Annotated in this window: 14 protein-coding genes and 1 pseudogene; 7 read left to right on the top strand and 8 right to left on the bottom strand. The window is 46.0% G+C overall.

The window, feature by feature from the left end; genetic code table 11:
- Positions 1 to 45: 45 nt before the first annotated feature.
- The 3 genes and pseudogenes from BWI96_RS06455 (at position 46) to BWI96_RS06445 (ending at position 3,000) form a co-directional block, all read left to right on the top strand.
- Entirely contained in the window at positions 46 to 1,050 is a 1,005-nt protein-coding gene (locus BWI96_RS06455) for a YpdA family putative bacillithiol disulfide reductase (protein ID WP_106635948.1), read from the top strand.
- A 175-nt stretch (positions 1,051 to 1,225) separates the two neighbouring features.
- Positions 1,226 to 1,906, top strand: a complete 681-nt coding sequence (gene deoC / locus BWI96_RS06450; protein ID WP_106635858.1) for a deoxyribose-phosphate aldolase — start codon at positions 1,226 to 1,228, stop codon at positions 1,904 to 1,906.
- A 174-nt stretch (positions 1,907 to 2,080) separates the two neighbouring features.
- Positions 2,081 to 3,000: pseudogene (locus tag BWI96_RS06445) on the top strand (sugar phosphate isomerase/epimerase family protein).
- A 131-nt stretch (positions 3,001 to 3,131) separates the two neighbouring features.
- Here BWI96_RS06445 and BWI96_RS06440 read toward each other — a convergent pair.
- Together BWI96_RS06440 and BWI96_RS06435 are read right to left on the bottom strand one after the other, a co-directional pair.
- Entirely contained in the window at positions 3,132 to 3,671 is a 540-nt protein-coding gene (locus BWI96_RS06440; protein ID WP_157830242.1) for a hypothetical protein, read from the bottom strand.
- Positions 3,632 to 4,195: a hypothetical protein gene (locus tag BWI96_RS06435; protein WP_198555157.1), complete on the bottom strand. Its 564-nt coding sequence runs from the start codon at positions 4,193 to 4,195 to the stop codon at positions 3,632 to 3,634. The genes BWI96_RS06440 and BWI96_RS06435 overlap by 40 nt, the downstream gene beginning before the upstream one ends.
- A 201-nt stretch (positions 4,196 to 4,396) precedes the next feature.
- On the opposite strand from BWI96_RS06435, the gene BWI96_RS06430 reads away from it, so the two are divergent.
- From BWI96_RS06430 to BWI96_RS06425, 3 genes are read left to right on the top strand one after another with little or no spacing between them, the layout of a single operon-like run.
- Positions 4,397 to 4,849 (top strand): hypothetical protein, encoded by a 453-nt coding sequence (locus BWI96_RS06430; protein WP_369804090.1) that lies wholly within the window; start codon positions 4,397 to 4,399, stop codon positions 4,847 to 4,849.
- Positions 4,846 to 5,058 (top strand): hypothetical protein, encoded by a 213-nt coding sequence (locus BWI96_RS23190; protein WP_369804089.1) that lies wholly within the window; start codon positions 4,846 to 4,848, stop codon positions 5,056 to 5,058. The genes BWI96_RS06430 and BWI96_RS23190 overlap by 4 nt, the downstream gene beginning before the upstream one ends.
- Before the next feature lie 57 nt (positions 5,059 to 5,115).
- Positions 5,116 to 6,288: a glutathionylspermidine synthase family protein gene (locus BWI96_RS06425; protein WP_106635855.1), complete on the top strand. Its 1,173-nt coding sequence runs from the start codon at positions 5,116 to 5,118 to the stop codon at positions 6,286 to 6,288.
- A 260-nt stretch (positions 6,289 to 6,548) separates the two neighbouring features.
- Here BWI96_RS06425 and BWI96_RS06420 read toward each other — a convergent pair whose 3' ends face one another.
- The 6 genes from BWI96_RS06420 to BWI96_RS06395 form a co-directional block, all read right to left on the bottom strand.
- Positions 6,549 to 6,893 (bottom strand): heavy-metal-associated domain-containing protein, encoded by a 345-nt coding sequence (locus BWI96_RS06420; protein ID WP_106635854.1) that lies wholly within the window; start codon positions 6,891 to 6,893, stop codon positions 6,549 to 6,551.
- Positions 6,894 to 7,076: 183 nt separating this feature from the next.
- A complete protein-coding gene (locus BWI96_RS06415; protein WP_106635947.1) occupies positions 7,077 to 7,415 on the bottom strand; it encodes a four-helix bundle copper-binding protein in 339 nt (112 codons plus the stop codon).
- 31 nt (positions 7,416 to 7,446) lie between these two features.
- Positions 7,447 to 8,790, bottom strand: a complete 1,344-nt coding sequence (locus tag BWI96_RS06410) for a hypothetical protein (RefSeq protein ID WP_106635853.1) — start codon at positions 8,788 to 8,790, stop codon at positions 7,447 to 7,449.
- Between the two features lie 81 nt (positions 8,791 to 8,871).
- A complete protein-coding gene (locus BWI96_RS06405) occupies positions 8,872 to 9,426 on the bottom strand; it encodes an AraC family transcriptional regulator (protein ID WP_106635852.1) in 555 nt (184 codons plus the stop codon).
- A 15-nt stretch (positions 9,427 to 9,441) separates the two neighbouring features.
- A complete protein-coding gene (locus BWI96_RS06400; protein ID WP_106635851.1) occupies positions 9,442 to 11,661 on the bottom strand; it encodes a TonB-dependent receptor in 2,220 nt (739 codons plus the stop codon).
- 100 nt (positions 11,662 to 11,761) lie between these two features.
- Positions 11,762 to 12,208, bottom strand: coding sequence for a hypothetical protein (locus BWI96_RS06395; protein WP_157830241.1), 447 nt, complete (start codon positions 12,206 to 12,208; stop codon positions 11,762 to 11,764).
- A 522-nt stretch (positions 12,209 to 12,730) separates the two neighbouring features.
- Here BWI96_RS06395 and BWI96_RS06390 point away from each other — a divergent pair.
- Entirely contained in the window at positions 12,731 to 13,366 is a 636-nt protein-coding gene (locus tag BWI96_RS06390; protein ID WP_106635849.1) for an HAD-IA family hydrolase, read from the top strand.
- The last annotated feature ends 335 nt before the right edge of the window (positions 13,367 to 13,701 follow it).

Raw genomic sequence — 13,701 nt, 5'->3', positions numbered from 1 at the left:
AACAAAATGCTCTGTTGACTTATTACATTAGTTCTTCTCTTGAAAATGGCAGATAATCAATTATACGACGTAGTCATCATCGGCGGCGGCCCCATTGGTTTGGCCTGCGGCCTGCACGCCAAACAAAAAGGTCTGCGATACGTCATTCTGGAAAAAGGCTGTCTGGTTAATTCGATTTACAATTACCCAGCCAATATGACCTTCTTCTCTACCAGTGACCGCCTTGAAATCGGTGGCGTTCCCTTTGTTTCCAACAACGCCAAACCAACCCGGGCGGAAGCTCTGGAATATTATCGCCGTGTGGCGATGTCCAACCAGCTGCATATCAGGCTATTTGAGAAAGTAGATGCGATTGAGGATCATACGCAAAGCATAGACGGCCTTGAAAATCGTCAGTACATCGTTCGAACTTCCAAAGGAACGTATCTCACTTCGAACGTAGTCATTGCGATTGGTTTTTATGACACACCTAACCTGATGCATATTCCGGGGGAAGACTTGCCCAAGGTAACGCATTACTATTCTGAGCCTCATTTTTATGCGGGAATGAAAGTACTGGTGGTCGGTGCAAACAATTCTTCGGTAGACGCCGCTCTGGAAACGTACCGCAAAGGAGCTGAGGTAACCATGGTCATTCGAGATGGTGAAATTGGTCGCCGGGTGAAGTATTGGGTAAAACCGGACATCGAAAACCGGATTGCGGAAGGTTCAATCAAAGCCTACTTCCATTCGAACCTGATGGAAATTAGAGAAACGGAAGTTGATATTCAAACACCCGATGGCCTCGTTACCATCCCCAATGATTTTGTGGTAGCAGCAACGGGTTATCAACCCAATTTCGATTTCCTCACGGGTTCTGGAATTACTTTGTCGGATGACGAAAAACGTTATCCCTCCTACGATCCCGAAAATCAGGAAAGTAATAAACCCGGCGTTTATCTGGCGGGTGTTGTTTGCGGCGGTATGGATACGCACGTCTGGTTCATCGAAAACTCCCGCATTCACGCCGAAAAGATCATCGAAAAAATCAGTGCTGATAGGCAATCATGAAGGAGAGAATCAATGTTGAAGGATGGAAGGAGTGAATAGGAATTTGATTTATCGTCTAGGCATTGTGGTAAAACGCAACTTAACTTTTGAGATTTAAATTATTTACTCATTCATTCCTTCGCTCATTCACTCCTTCAACATTGACTCCCTCCTTCTCTCATCCAAAATTAAAATCATGTCCGTTTCTAAAATGATCGACCATGCTTTACTGCACCCTACGCTTACGGATGCGGAACTGGAAGCAGGCTGTCGATTAGCGATTCAATATGATGTAGCTTCGGTGTGTATCAAGCCGTATGCGGTTAAAAAAGCCGCCGAATGGTTATCCGGCAGCAGCGTATTGGTCTGTACAGTCATTGGCTTTCCCCATGGCAGCCCTAGCACTCAGGTAAAAGTTGCCGAAACCATTCAAGCCTGCGAAGAAGGAGCTACGGAGATTGACATGGTCGTGAATATAGGCAAAGTATTAAGTGAAGACTGGGCGTACGTAAAGTCTGAAATTCAGGCCATTCAGGACGTTTGTGTCATTCACGGAGCCATTCTTAAAGTTATTTTCGAGAACGATTTCTTACCCCGCGATTCCTATAAAATTAAACTCTGCGAAATATGTACGGAAGTTGGAGTAGCCTTTGTGAAAACATCCACAGGGTTTGGATACGTTAAAAACTCAACGGGAGCGTTTGAATCACAAGGGGCTACCGAACACGATTTACGCCTCATGCTGGATCACATCGGCCCTACCGTTGCAGTTAAAGCTTCGGGTGGCATCCGTACGCTGGAGCAGGTCCTAAAACTCAAAGCAATGGGAGTCCAACGCATCGGTACCAGCTCGACGGAGTCAATTTTGAATGAGTGAAGGATAGAATGAAGGAATCATTTAAATCTCAAAAGATCAGTTGCGTTTTACCATAATGACTGAATGATAAATCAAATTCCTACAACTATTCACTCCTTCTCTCATTCACTCCTTCAACATTGCTCTCTCACTCAAACATTCAAAATTGATTTCCTCATTAAAAATTAAATTACCATGCTTGACCTCGGCTTTGTCTCGGCTATTTTGCCAGACTATAATCTTGAAAACGTATTAAAGTTTGCTTCTCAGCACGATTTTAAGTGCGTAGACTGATGTGCTGGCCCAAGGATAACTCGGAAGCCCGCCGATACGCCGGAGTTACGCACATCGACGTGGATGAACTGGATACTCAGGCCGTGGCCTATATTCACAACCGGACGAAAGAGTACGGCGTATCTATTTCAGGCTTGGGTTATTATCCCAATCCCCTCGATCCTGATCCGGCGAAGGCGGAGTATTACCGCGAACACATCAAGAAAATCATCCGGGCGGCAGCTCAGTTGAAAGTGCCCGTGGTTAATACGTTTATTGGGCGGAATCCGAAGCTGACGGTTACTGAAAACTTAAAACTCTACGCCGAACACTGGCCCGCAATTGTGAAAGAAGCGGAAGAGCATAACATCAAAATCGGCATTGAAAACTGTCCGATGTGGTATACGGACGACGAATGGCCCGGGGGTAAAAACCTGGCGACTACGCCCGCGATCTGGAAGCGAATGTTTGAAATTATCCCCTCTCCGACGTTAGGTCTGAACTACGATCCCAGCCATTTAATCTGGCAGATGATGGATGAGATTCGTCCGATTTATGACTTCAAGGGTCGCCTGCATCATATTCACCTGAAAGACGTAAAAGTGTATCGGGATAAGCTGAATGAAGTAGGGATTATGGCAAATCCATCCCTCTACCATTCACCCAAACTTCCCGGACTGGGAGATGTCAACTGGCGGGCTTTCTTCGCTGCTCTTACCGACGTTCGTTACCGTGGCCCCGTGGTCATTGAAGTGGAAGATAAAGCCTATGAAGGCAATCTTCGCGATGTACAGGCCGCCATTCTGACTTCCAGAAATTATGTGAAGCAATTTTTGGCGTAAGTATTTCTTCTATTCGACTTCCGAAAACTAAGTGTCTTGACTTAAGACTTTCAGGAGTCGGGGATACTACCGCTGCCAGCGAAAAAGCTGGCAGCGGTGTTTTAAACTAATAACTATCAACTACTCAAAACTTACTCCATTCCCTGTTTTAAAACCAAATACTCCGCCACTAGAGCCAGCGAATGAGCGGGGCATTCCCAGTTAATATGGCTTAATTTCCAGTGGGTTAACCAGCGGGTTTGCGGGTAATAATTCAGAATAGGGGCGATAGAAAAGTAATGATGCCGGGATTGTTCCAGTAGGGTCTCAAATGTCCAGTGGGCTGGAATTACCTCACCCGGATCTTCGCCCAGCCGTAAAAGCGTCGTCGCCAGCATGAGCTGATCCATGAACGTCTCGGATTTCCAGGCTTTCATATCCCGGATTAAAAGGGGCTTACAATCACTCAGCACTGGGACTTCGGCCAGTAATCGACCGACATGATACATGATCAAGGGCGTCGTCGCATAATACGCTGAAACCTCCAGGGGTCGCTCCCGATAGTCACCCGAACGGATGCTGTACGCAATGAATTCCAGCACATTTTGATCGAATTCGTCCAGCGGTAACTGATTCCGAAAAACCCAGAGCATCACATTGGACAGGGTGCTGGCGTCAAAATCAATTGGCATTTTTTCCCCGAACCAGGTGGAGTAAATTTTTTGCTTTCGAAATGCCAAAGGCCCGGTTTTGGATAAGCCTTTGATCGTATTGGCATGAGCCTTAACTTCGCTTTTAGCCACAGATGCTCTTCCTGCGAACGCGGCGTAATCAGGTAAATCATGACGGTATCATCCACATCATCAGGCAGTTTAAAATGCTGCGTCCGATGCATGATTCGACCGTTAGGGAAGTGATGGGAAGGCTGGGTCTGGTAAAAGTTATACGTCGCTAAACCGTGCTTATTCTGATAAAGGGGATACGTAGAAGCCGCCTTATCAGTAATGTCATCAACGATTTGCTGGCTCCGCCCTGACAAAGAAGAGCGGATTTCCTGAAGTGTAAAAACGGTAATGGCGGTAAAGAAAATATTGGAATCTTCCCGAAGGTAATTCAGTTCTTTTTTGAGACGCTGCGAAGGAAAAAGACCTGCCACATAAGTAGCGTCTCCCGTTGATTGTAGGACTGCAATTCGTTCAATAAGTGAATCAAGCATGGTTTTCATGTGAACACAAAGAACGGTTTTATGCGTTAACTTTTCAGGAGTTCATCACGAAAAGTGCCCGTAAGGCGGGTCATTTTTTACCGCTGGACTAAATCATTCTTCCAATTATGAGCGGATTAATTCCATTTTTGTAATACATTTTCAAGAACAACTATCGAAAAATTTTACATCCATCATTCTAAATCTATATCCATGACACCCACGCGAAAAGGAAGTTTTGTTAGGAAAACCAAAGACATTACCATTGGCAGCACCATCGCTCTGGCTCTTCTGACGGGCTCAGTTGCCCTTCAGGGTTGCGGCGGCTCTAATGAACAACAATACGAGGAAAAACGAGAAACCACGTTTAGTAAAGGCGTACGTACGTACATTACTGAAACAAGTCCGGGAGAATTTAAAATTACGGACGAAGTGTCCGTAGCGGCAGACAGCAGTCAGGCAATTGTCCGGTATTACGACGGGCACCGGGATACTTTAAATGCCCAGTCGGCCAAGGCTTTAATTGACCGGGAAGTAGTGAATAACCCTCAGTATCACGCCGGACATAGCGGCTTGGGGAGTGCCCTGCTTTGGGGGAATGGGTTATTTTCTAGCCAACTCACTCAACAACCGCCGCTATCAGCAATACTACGGCCGTCCCGATGAAGAACAGCAACGCTCGCGTTTTTACAGTAATAGCAGTGCCTTTCGCCGTTCCAACGATGTTCGTCAGGAAGTACAAAGCTCCCGCAGTACCAGAATCGTCAAAACCTCCCGTCCATCCAGTGGTCGCAGTGGTTTCTTCGGCGGAAGCCGCAGCCGAAGCTATGGAGGATGATTTAGTTTTCAGTTGTCAGTTTACTATTTTCAGTTAAAATTCTGAGCCTCATAAAATTGACAACTGAAAATGGTAAACTGAAAACTAAAAATTCATGATCAAAATAAAAACGTTACCAACCTCACCAGAAACGCAGCTTCGTCAGATTGGCTGGGACTGGATGCTTGGTTCCGATACCCTGCCTTACCTTACCCACGAATTAGTCAGCGTTAATCAGACCGAAGCTCAGGCTTATTATGACGCGGCGAATGATCTTTATGAAATGTTCGTCGAAGCCGGACAGGCCGTCATTGATCAGCATCGCTTTGCAGAACTCGGCATTCCCGAAAACCTGATTGATCTGGTGAAATTGTCCTGGAATGATGACCGCCATTTGCATCTGTACGGACGATTTGACCTGGCGGGTGGAATTAGTGGTTTACCCATTAAACTCATTGAATTTAACGCCGACACTGCTACCTGCATTCCTGAAACGGGCATTGTGCAGTGGGCCCATTTAAAGGCCAATGGTTTGGATGAAGCGGCTCAGTTTAATACCTTGTACGAATCGCTGGTTGAGAATTTCGAAATTCTTCGGAACCTCAACTCCGACCTTACGCCTACCCTATTGATCTCTTCCATGCGGGATACGCCCGAGGATGATGCGAACGTGCAGGTCATCGGAGAAGCCGCCCGCGAAGCCGGCTTTGACATTGAATATGCGTATGTAGACGAAGTGGAATTCTCCCCCAGCGAAGGATTATTCCGCCAAAATCCTCAGAATGGTACGTTCGAGAAATTTGACTTCTGGTTCAAGCTCGTTCCCTGGGAATACATCGCCTGGGACGAGCCCGATTTGGCCGATCTATTAACTCAGATGGTAAAAAATCGGAAAACGGTGATTATTAACCCAGCTTATACTTTACTGTTTCAGTCGAAAGCAATCCTGAAAGTGTTATGGGAGCTTTACCCGAATCACCCTTTGTTATTACCCACCACTGAGCAGGCTCCCACTGGAAAACCATCCGTTCGGAAAGTATTGTTTGGCCGCGAAGGAGCAAATGTTGAAATTCTGGATACAAACGGAGCCGTCTCCGAACAGGCGGAAGGTGAATACGGCGAGCAGCCGGTTATTTATCAGGAATATACCGAATTTCCCGCCGATGCTCAGGGGAATCGCTATCAGGCTGGCGTGTTTTTTGCCGGAGAAGGCTGCGGTCTAGGATTTAGAAGAGGCGGAAAAATTCTGGATAACTCGGCCCAGTTTTCCGGCCATTTGGTCGAATAATACTTTACAGTGACCGCTCTTTCGGATTTGCAATCCGAAAGCCATCTGCCGGGAATTTACAATCGCAATGATCACAGATCCTTAACAGAATGGTTCTGGATTACAAATCCCAATCAGCAACATAAACCGCCTCTACCCAGACGCGATAAAGTCGCGTCTCTACATAATAAAAGGTTCGTTTCTAGAGTGAAACGAACCTTTTTGGCTATATAACTGAACCCAGTAAACGGCAAACCGTAGCGACGGCCGCCGAACACTAATTACTCATGTTTCATTTTGCTGTCCTTCTTGCAGCAGGCGGGTAATTTATCGTAACCTTTCTGATCCGCAGGAACTGCGTTTGCGTCGTAACCCGTCTTTGTAATGGTTTCGATGATCTGAGCTTCGTCGGTCTTCTTACCATCGTAGGTTACGGTTACTACTTTGTCCTTCAAATCCAGGTTGGCATCTTTCACGCCTTTCGAAAATCCCAGATTTTTCTCGATTCGAGCTTTGCACATGCCGCAAATGGCTGAAGTTTTAATTTTCACCGTTTTAGGCTCGTCCTTCGCCCAAACCATTCCGCTAAGGAGCAAACAGAAACTTAATACCAGAGATTTTACCATGATTTTTTGATTGGTTAGTAATGAAACAATAAAGGGAGTTTTAAAAGTTTAAAATGGGTTGAAAAAGTTTGAGACGTTTGAGGTTGATAGTTAGATGAGGTTTGAAAAGTTTGAGGTTTGAAAATGTTTAGTCACTCAATATTTTCAAACCTCAAACAATCAAACCCTATTTAAACCCATCAATTAAGCAGCAACTGCCATATTTTCACATACTTCGGCACAGTATTGGCAAGCTTCGGCACAACGGGCACATACTTCATCGCCGTGAGTGGCGTGTTTTTCACATTCTTCCGCACAGGCTTTGCATACTTCCGCACACATTCGACACATATCCAAAGCAAAGTCTGAGTCACGGGCACACAAGCGAGCACAGGTGGTACAAACTTCCGCACAATCCCGGCATAACTGAATACACTTCGTACGATCCATTTCGTGCCCGGATTTGGTTACGCAATTGGTAACGCAGGCTTCACAGGTTTTTACGCAGGCCAGACAGGCCTCGATACAGGCTTCCCTATTCATAGCAATCAAGGATTTGGTTGGAAAATGAATCTTACATTTTTAACCGGGTCGGCATCAGTCGCAGATAAACCTGCCCGGCTAAGGGCGTTGATCCGTATAACGAATTCAATGCCTTATCCTGCAAAAAAACAGTGCCTTGCACACCCGCTACTAGCCATAATTTTCCCATCTGGGCTACTTGATGATTATATCCTAAACTCAGAGCATTGACGTTGTAAATCAGACTGGTAGGCAAAACTAACTCCTCGGCTGATTTCTGAACAAATTCATAACGCCCATAGACCGCCCAGGTCTCATGCTGCCAGTTTGATTCCACCAAAGCTGAATGTTCGTTATGATGATCTCCCGACTGGTTATACCCCCAGGAAGCCGTCGAAGCAACCCAGCTATTCTTTCCGGCTGGAATCACGTGCTGAACCGAAGCCGTGGTTCGATTGACGTTTTCTTCAGGATGCAATCCTTCGGGTGAATGAATGTAAGCCCGGGAAGCCTGCAAAGACCAATGCATAGATGGGTTCCAGGAAACACGGTAACTATACGAATCAAAACGAGGCCTATCGAAATTGTATCGATTTTCATTCGGTTCCCGACCCGTAAAACTGGACCCTTCCAGCTTTACCTGACCAATCCGAACCCCCAGCGTCGCTACGCCAAAGGTAATATGCGTAGCATCCTGCCAGTGGTGACTCAGGGTGGCATCGGGGTTATTCATGGAGGAAAAACGGTGCATGAAAGCCACGGGTCCCAAAGCTGGTTCACCCGGGTAACCCACATAACCCGAAATATCAACTTTTGCACTTAATCGCTGGGTATAACCGACGGTCAGTCCCGAAATTAAATCGTGTGGGTGTTGACGGTCAATCAGAGGACTTCCTTTCCAGCTTTCTCCGGTTTGATACAACAAGGGGTAACCTCCACCTCCTTCGGTTAAACGATCCAGCGATACCATCAACGAAGCCGTGAATAACCCATTCTTACCTACGGGCCGCTGGGCCATCCCCATTACCCAGTTCGGAGCTGATAATCGGCTCGCCTGCCCTCGTTTGCCCGGATTGTTTATATTCTGACCCGTATACCTCAGAAAAACACTTCCGTGAACCATGTACATCCATTTCGACTGATGTTTCATCCAGGCATACAACGGCGTAGCATCCGGCTGCCAGCCCGTTCCCGATCCATTTCGATTCATTGGTAAACTCAGCGAATACGAATGTGTCATCGAAGGGTGACCTTCGTGGTGTTCGTGATTCATACCTTCATGCGACATTTCATGGTTGGGTTTGGTCGTATCCGCCTGCATTTGGTGATGCTCATGCTGAGCATACGAGGTTACGGATAAGCCAGATAGCAAGGCAGTTATCAGTAGGTTTTTCATGGCTTTTACTGTTTGTTACTCGGTTCGTTTCTCTTTAACCTTGTCTTATTACTAGACGCAATCAATCGCGTGTCTACAATTTCAAATCTGATCCAGCGACTGGCGGGTAGACTGATGGCCCTGCCGAAACTGACTGGGGGTTACCCCGGTTACTTTTTTGAATTGATTGGATAAATGAGCAACGCTACTGTACCCTAGTAAATCCGCGATTTCACTGAGGTTACGTTCATTATAGGTCAGTAACTCTTTGGTCTTTTCAATCTTTAGCCGTATCAGATAATGCTCGATAGTCAGACCTTCCAGCTCTGAGAAAAGCTTACTTAAGGCACTGTAATCCCGGTTCAGCTCTTCTGATAAGTAACTGGATATGTTTAGCCTAGCCCGTCCCGGTTGACTGATGTATTCGAGCATCAATCGCTTCATCTGGGTTACTAACTGCTGACGCCGATCTTCCAGCAACTCAAAGCCCAAGCTTTCTAAGTGCGTTTGAAGAACCTCCCAATCAGACACGCCATTGGCAAGGTCAACTTCACCTAAATCGACCCGCTCGGGCTTCATTCCCAGCGATTCGAACGTTTGCCGCACCACCATTTTACAGCGGTCGCAAACCATATTTTTGATATATACCGTCGTCATCCTTTGCGTTTTCGTTTACTGAATCTTGTATCTAAATCCAGCATAAATCATTCGGCCAATCACCGGCCCCCATACCATCGAGGCATCGAAGTTTTTCCCGAAGGGATCATTTGCTCCGATGATTGGATTTTTCTGGGTAAAGTTGGCCAGGTTTTCACCTCCTACGTATAAGGCCCAGGTTCTGAAATTTTTGGTTACCTGAGCATTCAGATTCGAAAAGGCTGGAGCATACACGGGTGGTGAAGTAACGTCATGAATATGCCCAGCTTCGCTATTAGGCACGCGTCGGCGACCATTCCATTGCCAGGTAAAGTCAAACTTCCATTTCTCAAATCGGTCACTAGCCCAGCCGATATTGAAGAGAACCCGATCGCGGTTTACAAACATTTTGGGTAACAAAGTCTGGTCGCCGCCCGGCGTTCGAACCGTCTGTTGCACGTCAAACCAGCGATAGGCCAGCTTAATCTCCGTACGGGGTAAGGGTTGCACGTTCCATTCCGCCTGAAAACTGTTCGCATAGCTTTTGCCACGCAGGTTATACACCACAATCCGATCCGCCGATTCCATATCTACCACCAGTTGATTCTGGAAATCCGTACGATAAAAGTCGAGCGTGAAGCTGCTGTTTTTACCGCCCCAGGGTAAGGCTTTCGTCAGACTCAGGCCATAGTTCCAGCTTTGTTCGGGATTAATGCGGGAATCGAGCATGGTCCAATTCCGGGAGTTAACCAGCATTCCGTAATTTTCAGCTACTGGGTTAGGCACCCGCCAGCCTTTTCCGGCACTCACCCGGGCATCAATTTCGGCGGGCAAGTGAACTAATACGTGTAAACGAGGCGTAAAGCGGGTTCCATAGAGGTTATGAAAATCTACCCGTCCACCAGCGACCAGCGTCATTTTCTCGGGAATTGTATAGGTATACTCTCCGTAAGCTCCAGGAACTAGTTCTTTTCTTACAAAAGCAGAATCCAGGAATTTCTCGTTGAAATCATCCAGCATGAAACTGGCTCCGAACTTATACGTATGCCGGGTATCACCGATGATATTCTGGTAAATCAGGTTTCCATAAAGCGTTTGCTCAACTCCTGAATAACGCTTGAAACCAAAGCGAGCCGAAGCATCGTGATAGACGCCATTAAAGATTAAGGCTAACCCCTTGTAAGGCTTTTCAGGAAAAAGCTGGGCCGTTTTACTGAAGAATTCCAGTCGGCGGGTTACGTTACCAAACTCGTACACGTTGGGTCGGTCCCGCCCCGCGTCCATTTGTCCGCCTAAACGATCTTCGTATAGAGCCTTTACGCCAAACTGCGTCATCCAGCGGTCACTTTGGTATTTCCAGCGGTTAATGATATTGCCCTGCGAATACAGCGGCACATCTATAAATCCATCCTTGTTTTTGTCCAGCCGGGTTTGCAGCGTACTCCCGTGACTTAACAGCCCCACCGACCATTTATCGGTCAGTTTTTTAGCCAGATTCAGATTCAACTCCGCCCGGCCAAAACTATTCACGTAACCGTTCAGAAAAAGTTTGTCGTCACCGTCGGGTTTAGCCAGTTCGATATTAATCGCTCCGGTCATGGCTTCGTAGCCATTCACTACACTGCCTACGCCTTTGGAAACATCAATCGAACTGATCCAGGTACCCGGTGTATAATTCAGTCCGAACGTCGTATTCAAACCCCGAATGTTAGGTATGTTTTCGGTATTGATCTGTACATACGTTCCGGCCAGACCCAGTAACTGAATCTGCTTGGCTCCCGTAACGGCATCGCCGTAACTCACCGAAACCGAAGCATTGGTCTCAAAGCTTTCGGAAAGATTACAACAGGCGGCTTTCGCCAGCGATTTTGAGGTAATAATTTCCGTATGAATCGGGTTAATGCGGTCAATGGAAGAGGCCGCACTGGTGACGGTTACTTCCTGAAGCTGATTGGCATTTACCAAAGTAACCGTCAGTGAATCCAGTGAGTTAACCTGAAGGGTATCCGAGCGATACCCCACCAGCGAAAACACCAGCTTTTGCTGATCCGAATGTTTAATAATCGAAAATTTTCCCCGACCGTCGGTCTGGGTATTAATAGAAGTTCCTAACCAATAGACGGTTACTCCTACCAAAGGTTCAAGGCTCCCATTACTCTGCTTCTCGACCACACGGCCGTTTAACGTCTGAGCAAGGGAAGTATAACAGGTCCACAGAAGCAATGCTCCAGTGAATACGAATCGCTGAATACGCATAAAATTATGGCTAAATGAATACAGAATGAAGACTTAATGCACAAGCATCAAGGCCCATCAAAGGACAGTAACTTCCTCAGAATGAATCATTCATAGCCAATCAAATCAGGAAAGATTGCACAAAAACCAGTAAACTTCGCCCGGAAAGCGGAATGGCCGCCTGTGCGTCATAGGCACTCGAAAGAAGTGAGCGAAAGGCATTGAGCAGTACCTGGAAGAGGTAATAGGCCACATGAGCCGTGAATTCCACGACCATCTTAACAAACTTTGCCGCCAGCTTGGTAATCGAAGACGTGTACGAAACGTGTTCATACCGGGTTTCTTCCTGACAGCAACTCTGTTTTTTAAGACTCTGATGGCTGGATTTAGGATGTTGCTTGTGAAGGCAAGCGGGGCAAGACTTCTTTTCATCAAACGAAACCAGTGAAACTTTCTTCTTGTGACGGATATGGCAAGTGTGCTCCACGAGTCCAAAACCCGTAGATGTCGTCAGGACGACCAATACCATAAATACGTTAAACAGTCGAAAGAGTATAGACGGTTTCATATACCGTAGAAGTTTGGACACAAAGGTATTTACTATTTTTTCCCCAATCTACCTTTTTAAATTTTTTCCATATAAATGTAAGAGGCTGTCTAAAAATAAGAGTTAAATAGGCTTCTACCTCTTTGAGATGACCATTGGCGAAAAAGTTTATGCTCCAATCTATCACACGTTTCTTCCCCGGATTTCCTCCGGGGACACTGCGAGGAAGTTAGCTCATACCCCATCGCTTAAAATTTCAGAAGCCCTGATTCGCCATAATATCTTCGATTATAACTTTTAGGCAACTTTTAATAAAGTGTTTCTTTTATTCCCTTGACCAGTTCTGAACTTATCAAGCGTAGCTTTCTTACCCGGTGGGAATAATTGCGATGAAAGCCAGTGGTCTGTTGGGTTAGTATTTTCATTTCTGGAACTGAGTTATTCAAACCTTCGGCTTAATTTTCTGGATAATAATCGAGCGATTTATGAACAGCCGAAGCATTTTATTACCTTGAGTTTTCTTTGTTATCCACCCATGCATTCATGTATAAAACCATCATTTTCGATTTCGACGGCACTTTAGTTGATTCCAAATACATTTTCGTAGAGGTCTACAACGAGATCGCCAGAAGATATGGTTACCTCTCCTTAGATTCCGAAAACATCCATGAGCTACGAAAGCTTTCCATTCGCGAACGCTTTAAAATCATGCGAATTCCACTGTATCATATTCCCTGGATATCTTTTCTTTTTTTGAGAAAATACGGACGAGCCATGCATCGGCTGGAATGTTTTGAAGGAATCAAAGCCCTGTTAAATCAGCTCCAAAATCAGGGTTTTACGCTGGCCATTATTTCTTCCAACGCTAAATCAAACATTCAGAATTTCCTTCAATCCAATCAAATAACCGCAATTCAACACATTTATACGTCTCGAAATTTGTTCGGAAAACATAAAGTAATGAATCGCTTGATGAAAGATTTACGGGTAACTCCAAAAGAGATTCTTTATGTGGGTGATGAATTAAGGGATATTACCGCCTGCCGGGCCGCTCAGATTTCCATTGCCTGGGTGAGTTGGGGGTATGATCCGATGGAATTAATCAATCAGAATCCGCCGGATTATTACGTAAATTCTACGGACGAACTACTGGCCTTACTAACGCATCCCCCTTTGTAGGGATGTGAATTCATTGTGTCAGGGTATGAGTTGGTTTTTATTACCTTTTATTCTCCCGCCCTGGTTGGTGTCTTCACCAGCCATTACTAAAAGCATAGTGGTTGGTGAGGACACCAACCAGGGTGTGGAGACGCGACTTTATCGGGTCTGGGTAAGAGGTGGCTTTTGTAACTAGTCCTCCCGCCGTGGCTGGTGTCTCACCAGCCATTACTAAAAGTATAGTGGTTGGTGAGGACACCAACCACGGTGGATGTTTCTGGATAAGAAGCGGTTTTCTACTACCCTGCTGGTGTCTTCACCAGCCATTACTAAAAGGTAGGGGTTAGTGAGGACAC

It is taken from the genome of Siphonobacter sp. SORGH_AS_0500 (assembly GCF_002838835.1).
Taxonomy (GTDB): domain Bacteria; phylum Bacteroidota; class Bacteroidia; order Cytophagales; family Spirosomataceae; genus Siphonobacter.
The sequence above is the reverse complement of the archived record's forward strand: the minus strand, read 5'-3'. Positions and strand labels throughout refer to the sequence as shown.

Coding starts and splice junctions, on each gene's coding strand:
- BWI96_RS06455 (WP_106635948.1), top strand. CDS start 46: ATGGCAGATAATCAATTATACGACGTAGTCATCATCGGCGGCGGCCCC.
- deoC (WP_106635858.1), top strand. CDS start 1,226: ATGTCCGTTTCTAAAATGATCGACCATGCTTTACTGCACCCTACGCTT.
- BWI96_RS06440 (WP_157830242.1), bottom strand. CDS start 3,671: ATGCCAATTGATTTTGACGCCAGCACCCTGTCCAATGTGATGCTCTGG.
- BWI96_RS06435 (WP_198555157.1), bottom strand. CDS start 4,195: ATGCTTGATTCACTTATTGAACGAATTGCAGTCCTACAATCAACGGGA.
- BWI96_RS06430 (WP_369804090.1), top strand. CDS start 4,397: ATGACACCCACGCGAAAAGGAAGTTTTGTTAGGAAAACCAAAGACATT.
- BWI96_RS23190 (WP_369804089.1), top strand. CDS start 4,846: ATGAAGAACAGCAACGCTCGCGTTTTTACAGTAATAGCAGTGCCTTTC.
- BWI96_RS06425 (WP_106635855.1), top strand. CDS start 5,116: ATGATCAAAATAAAAACGTTACCAACCTCACCAGAAACGCAGCTTCGT.
- BWI96_RS06420 (WP_106635854.1), bottom strand. CDS start 6,893: ATGGTAAAATCTCTGGTATTAAGTTTCTGTTTGCTCCTTAGCGGAATG.
- BWI96_RS06415 (WP_106635947.1), bottom strand. CDS start 7,415: ATGAATAGGGAAGCCTGTATCGAGGCCTGTCTGGCCTGCGTAAAAACC.
- BWI96_RS06410 (WP_106635853.1), bottom strand. CDS start 8,790: ATGAAAAACCTACTGATAACTGCCTTGCTATCTGGCTTATCCGTAACC.
- BWI96_RS06405 (WP_106635852.1), bottom strand. CDS start 9,426: ATGACGACGGTATATATCAAAAATATGGTTTGCGACCGCTGTAAAATG.
- BWI96_RS06400 (WP_106635851.1), bottom strand. CDS start 11,661: ATGCGTATTCAGCGATTCGTATTCACTGGAGCATTGCTTCTGTGGACC.
- BWI96_RS06395 (WP_157830241.1), bottom strand. CDS start 12,208: ATGAAACCGTCTATACTCTTTCGACTGTTTAACGTATTTATGGTATTG.
- BWI96_RS06390 (WP_106635849.1), top strand. CDS start 12,731: ATGTATAAAACCATCATTTTCGATTTCGACGGCACTTTAGTTGATTCC.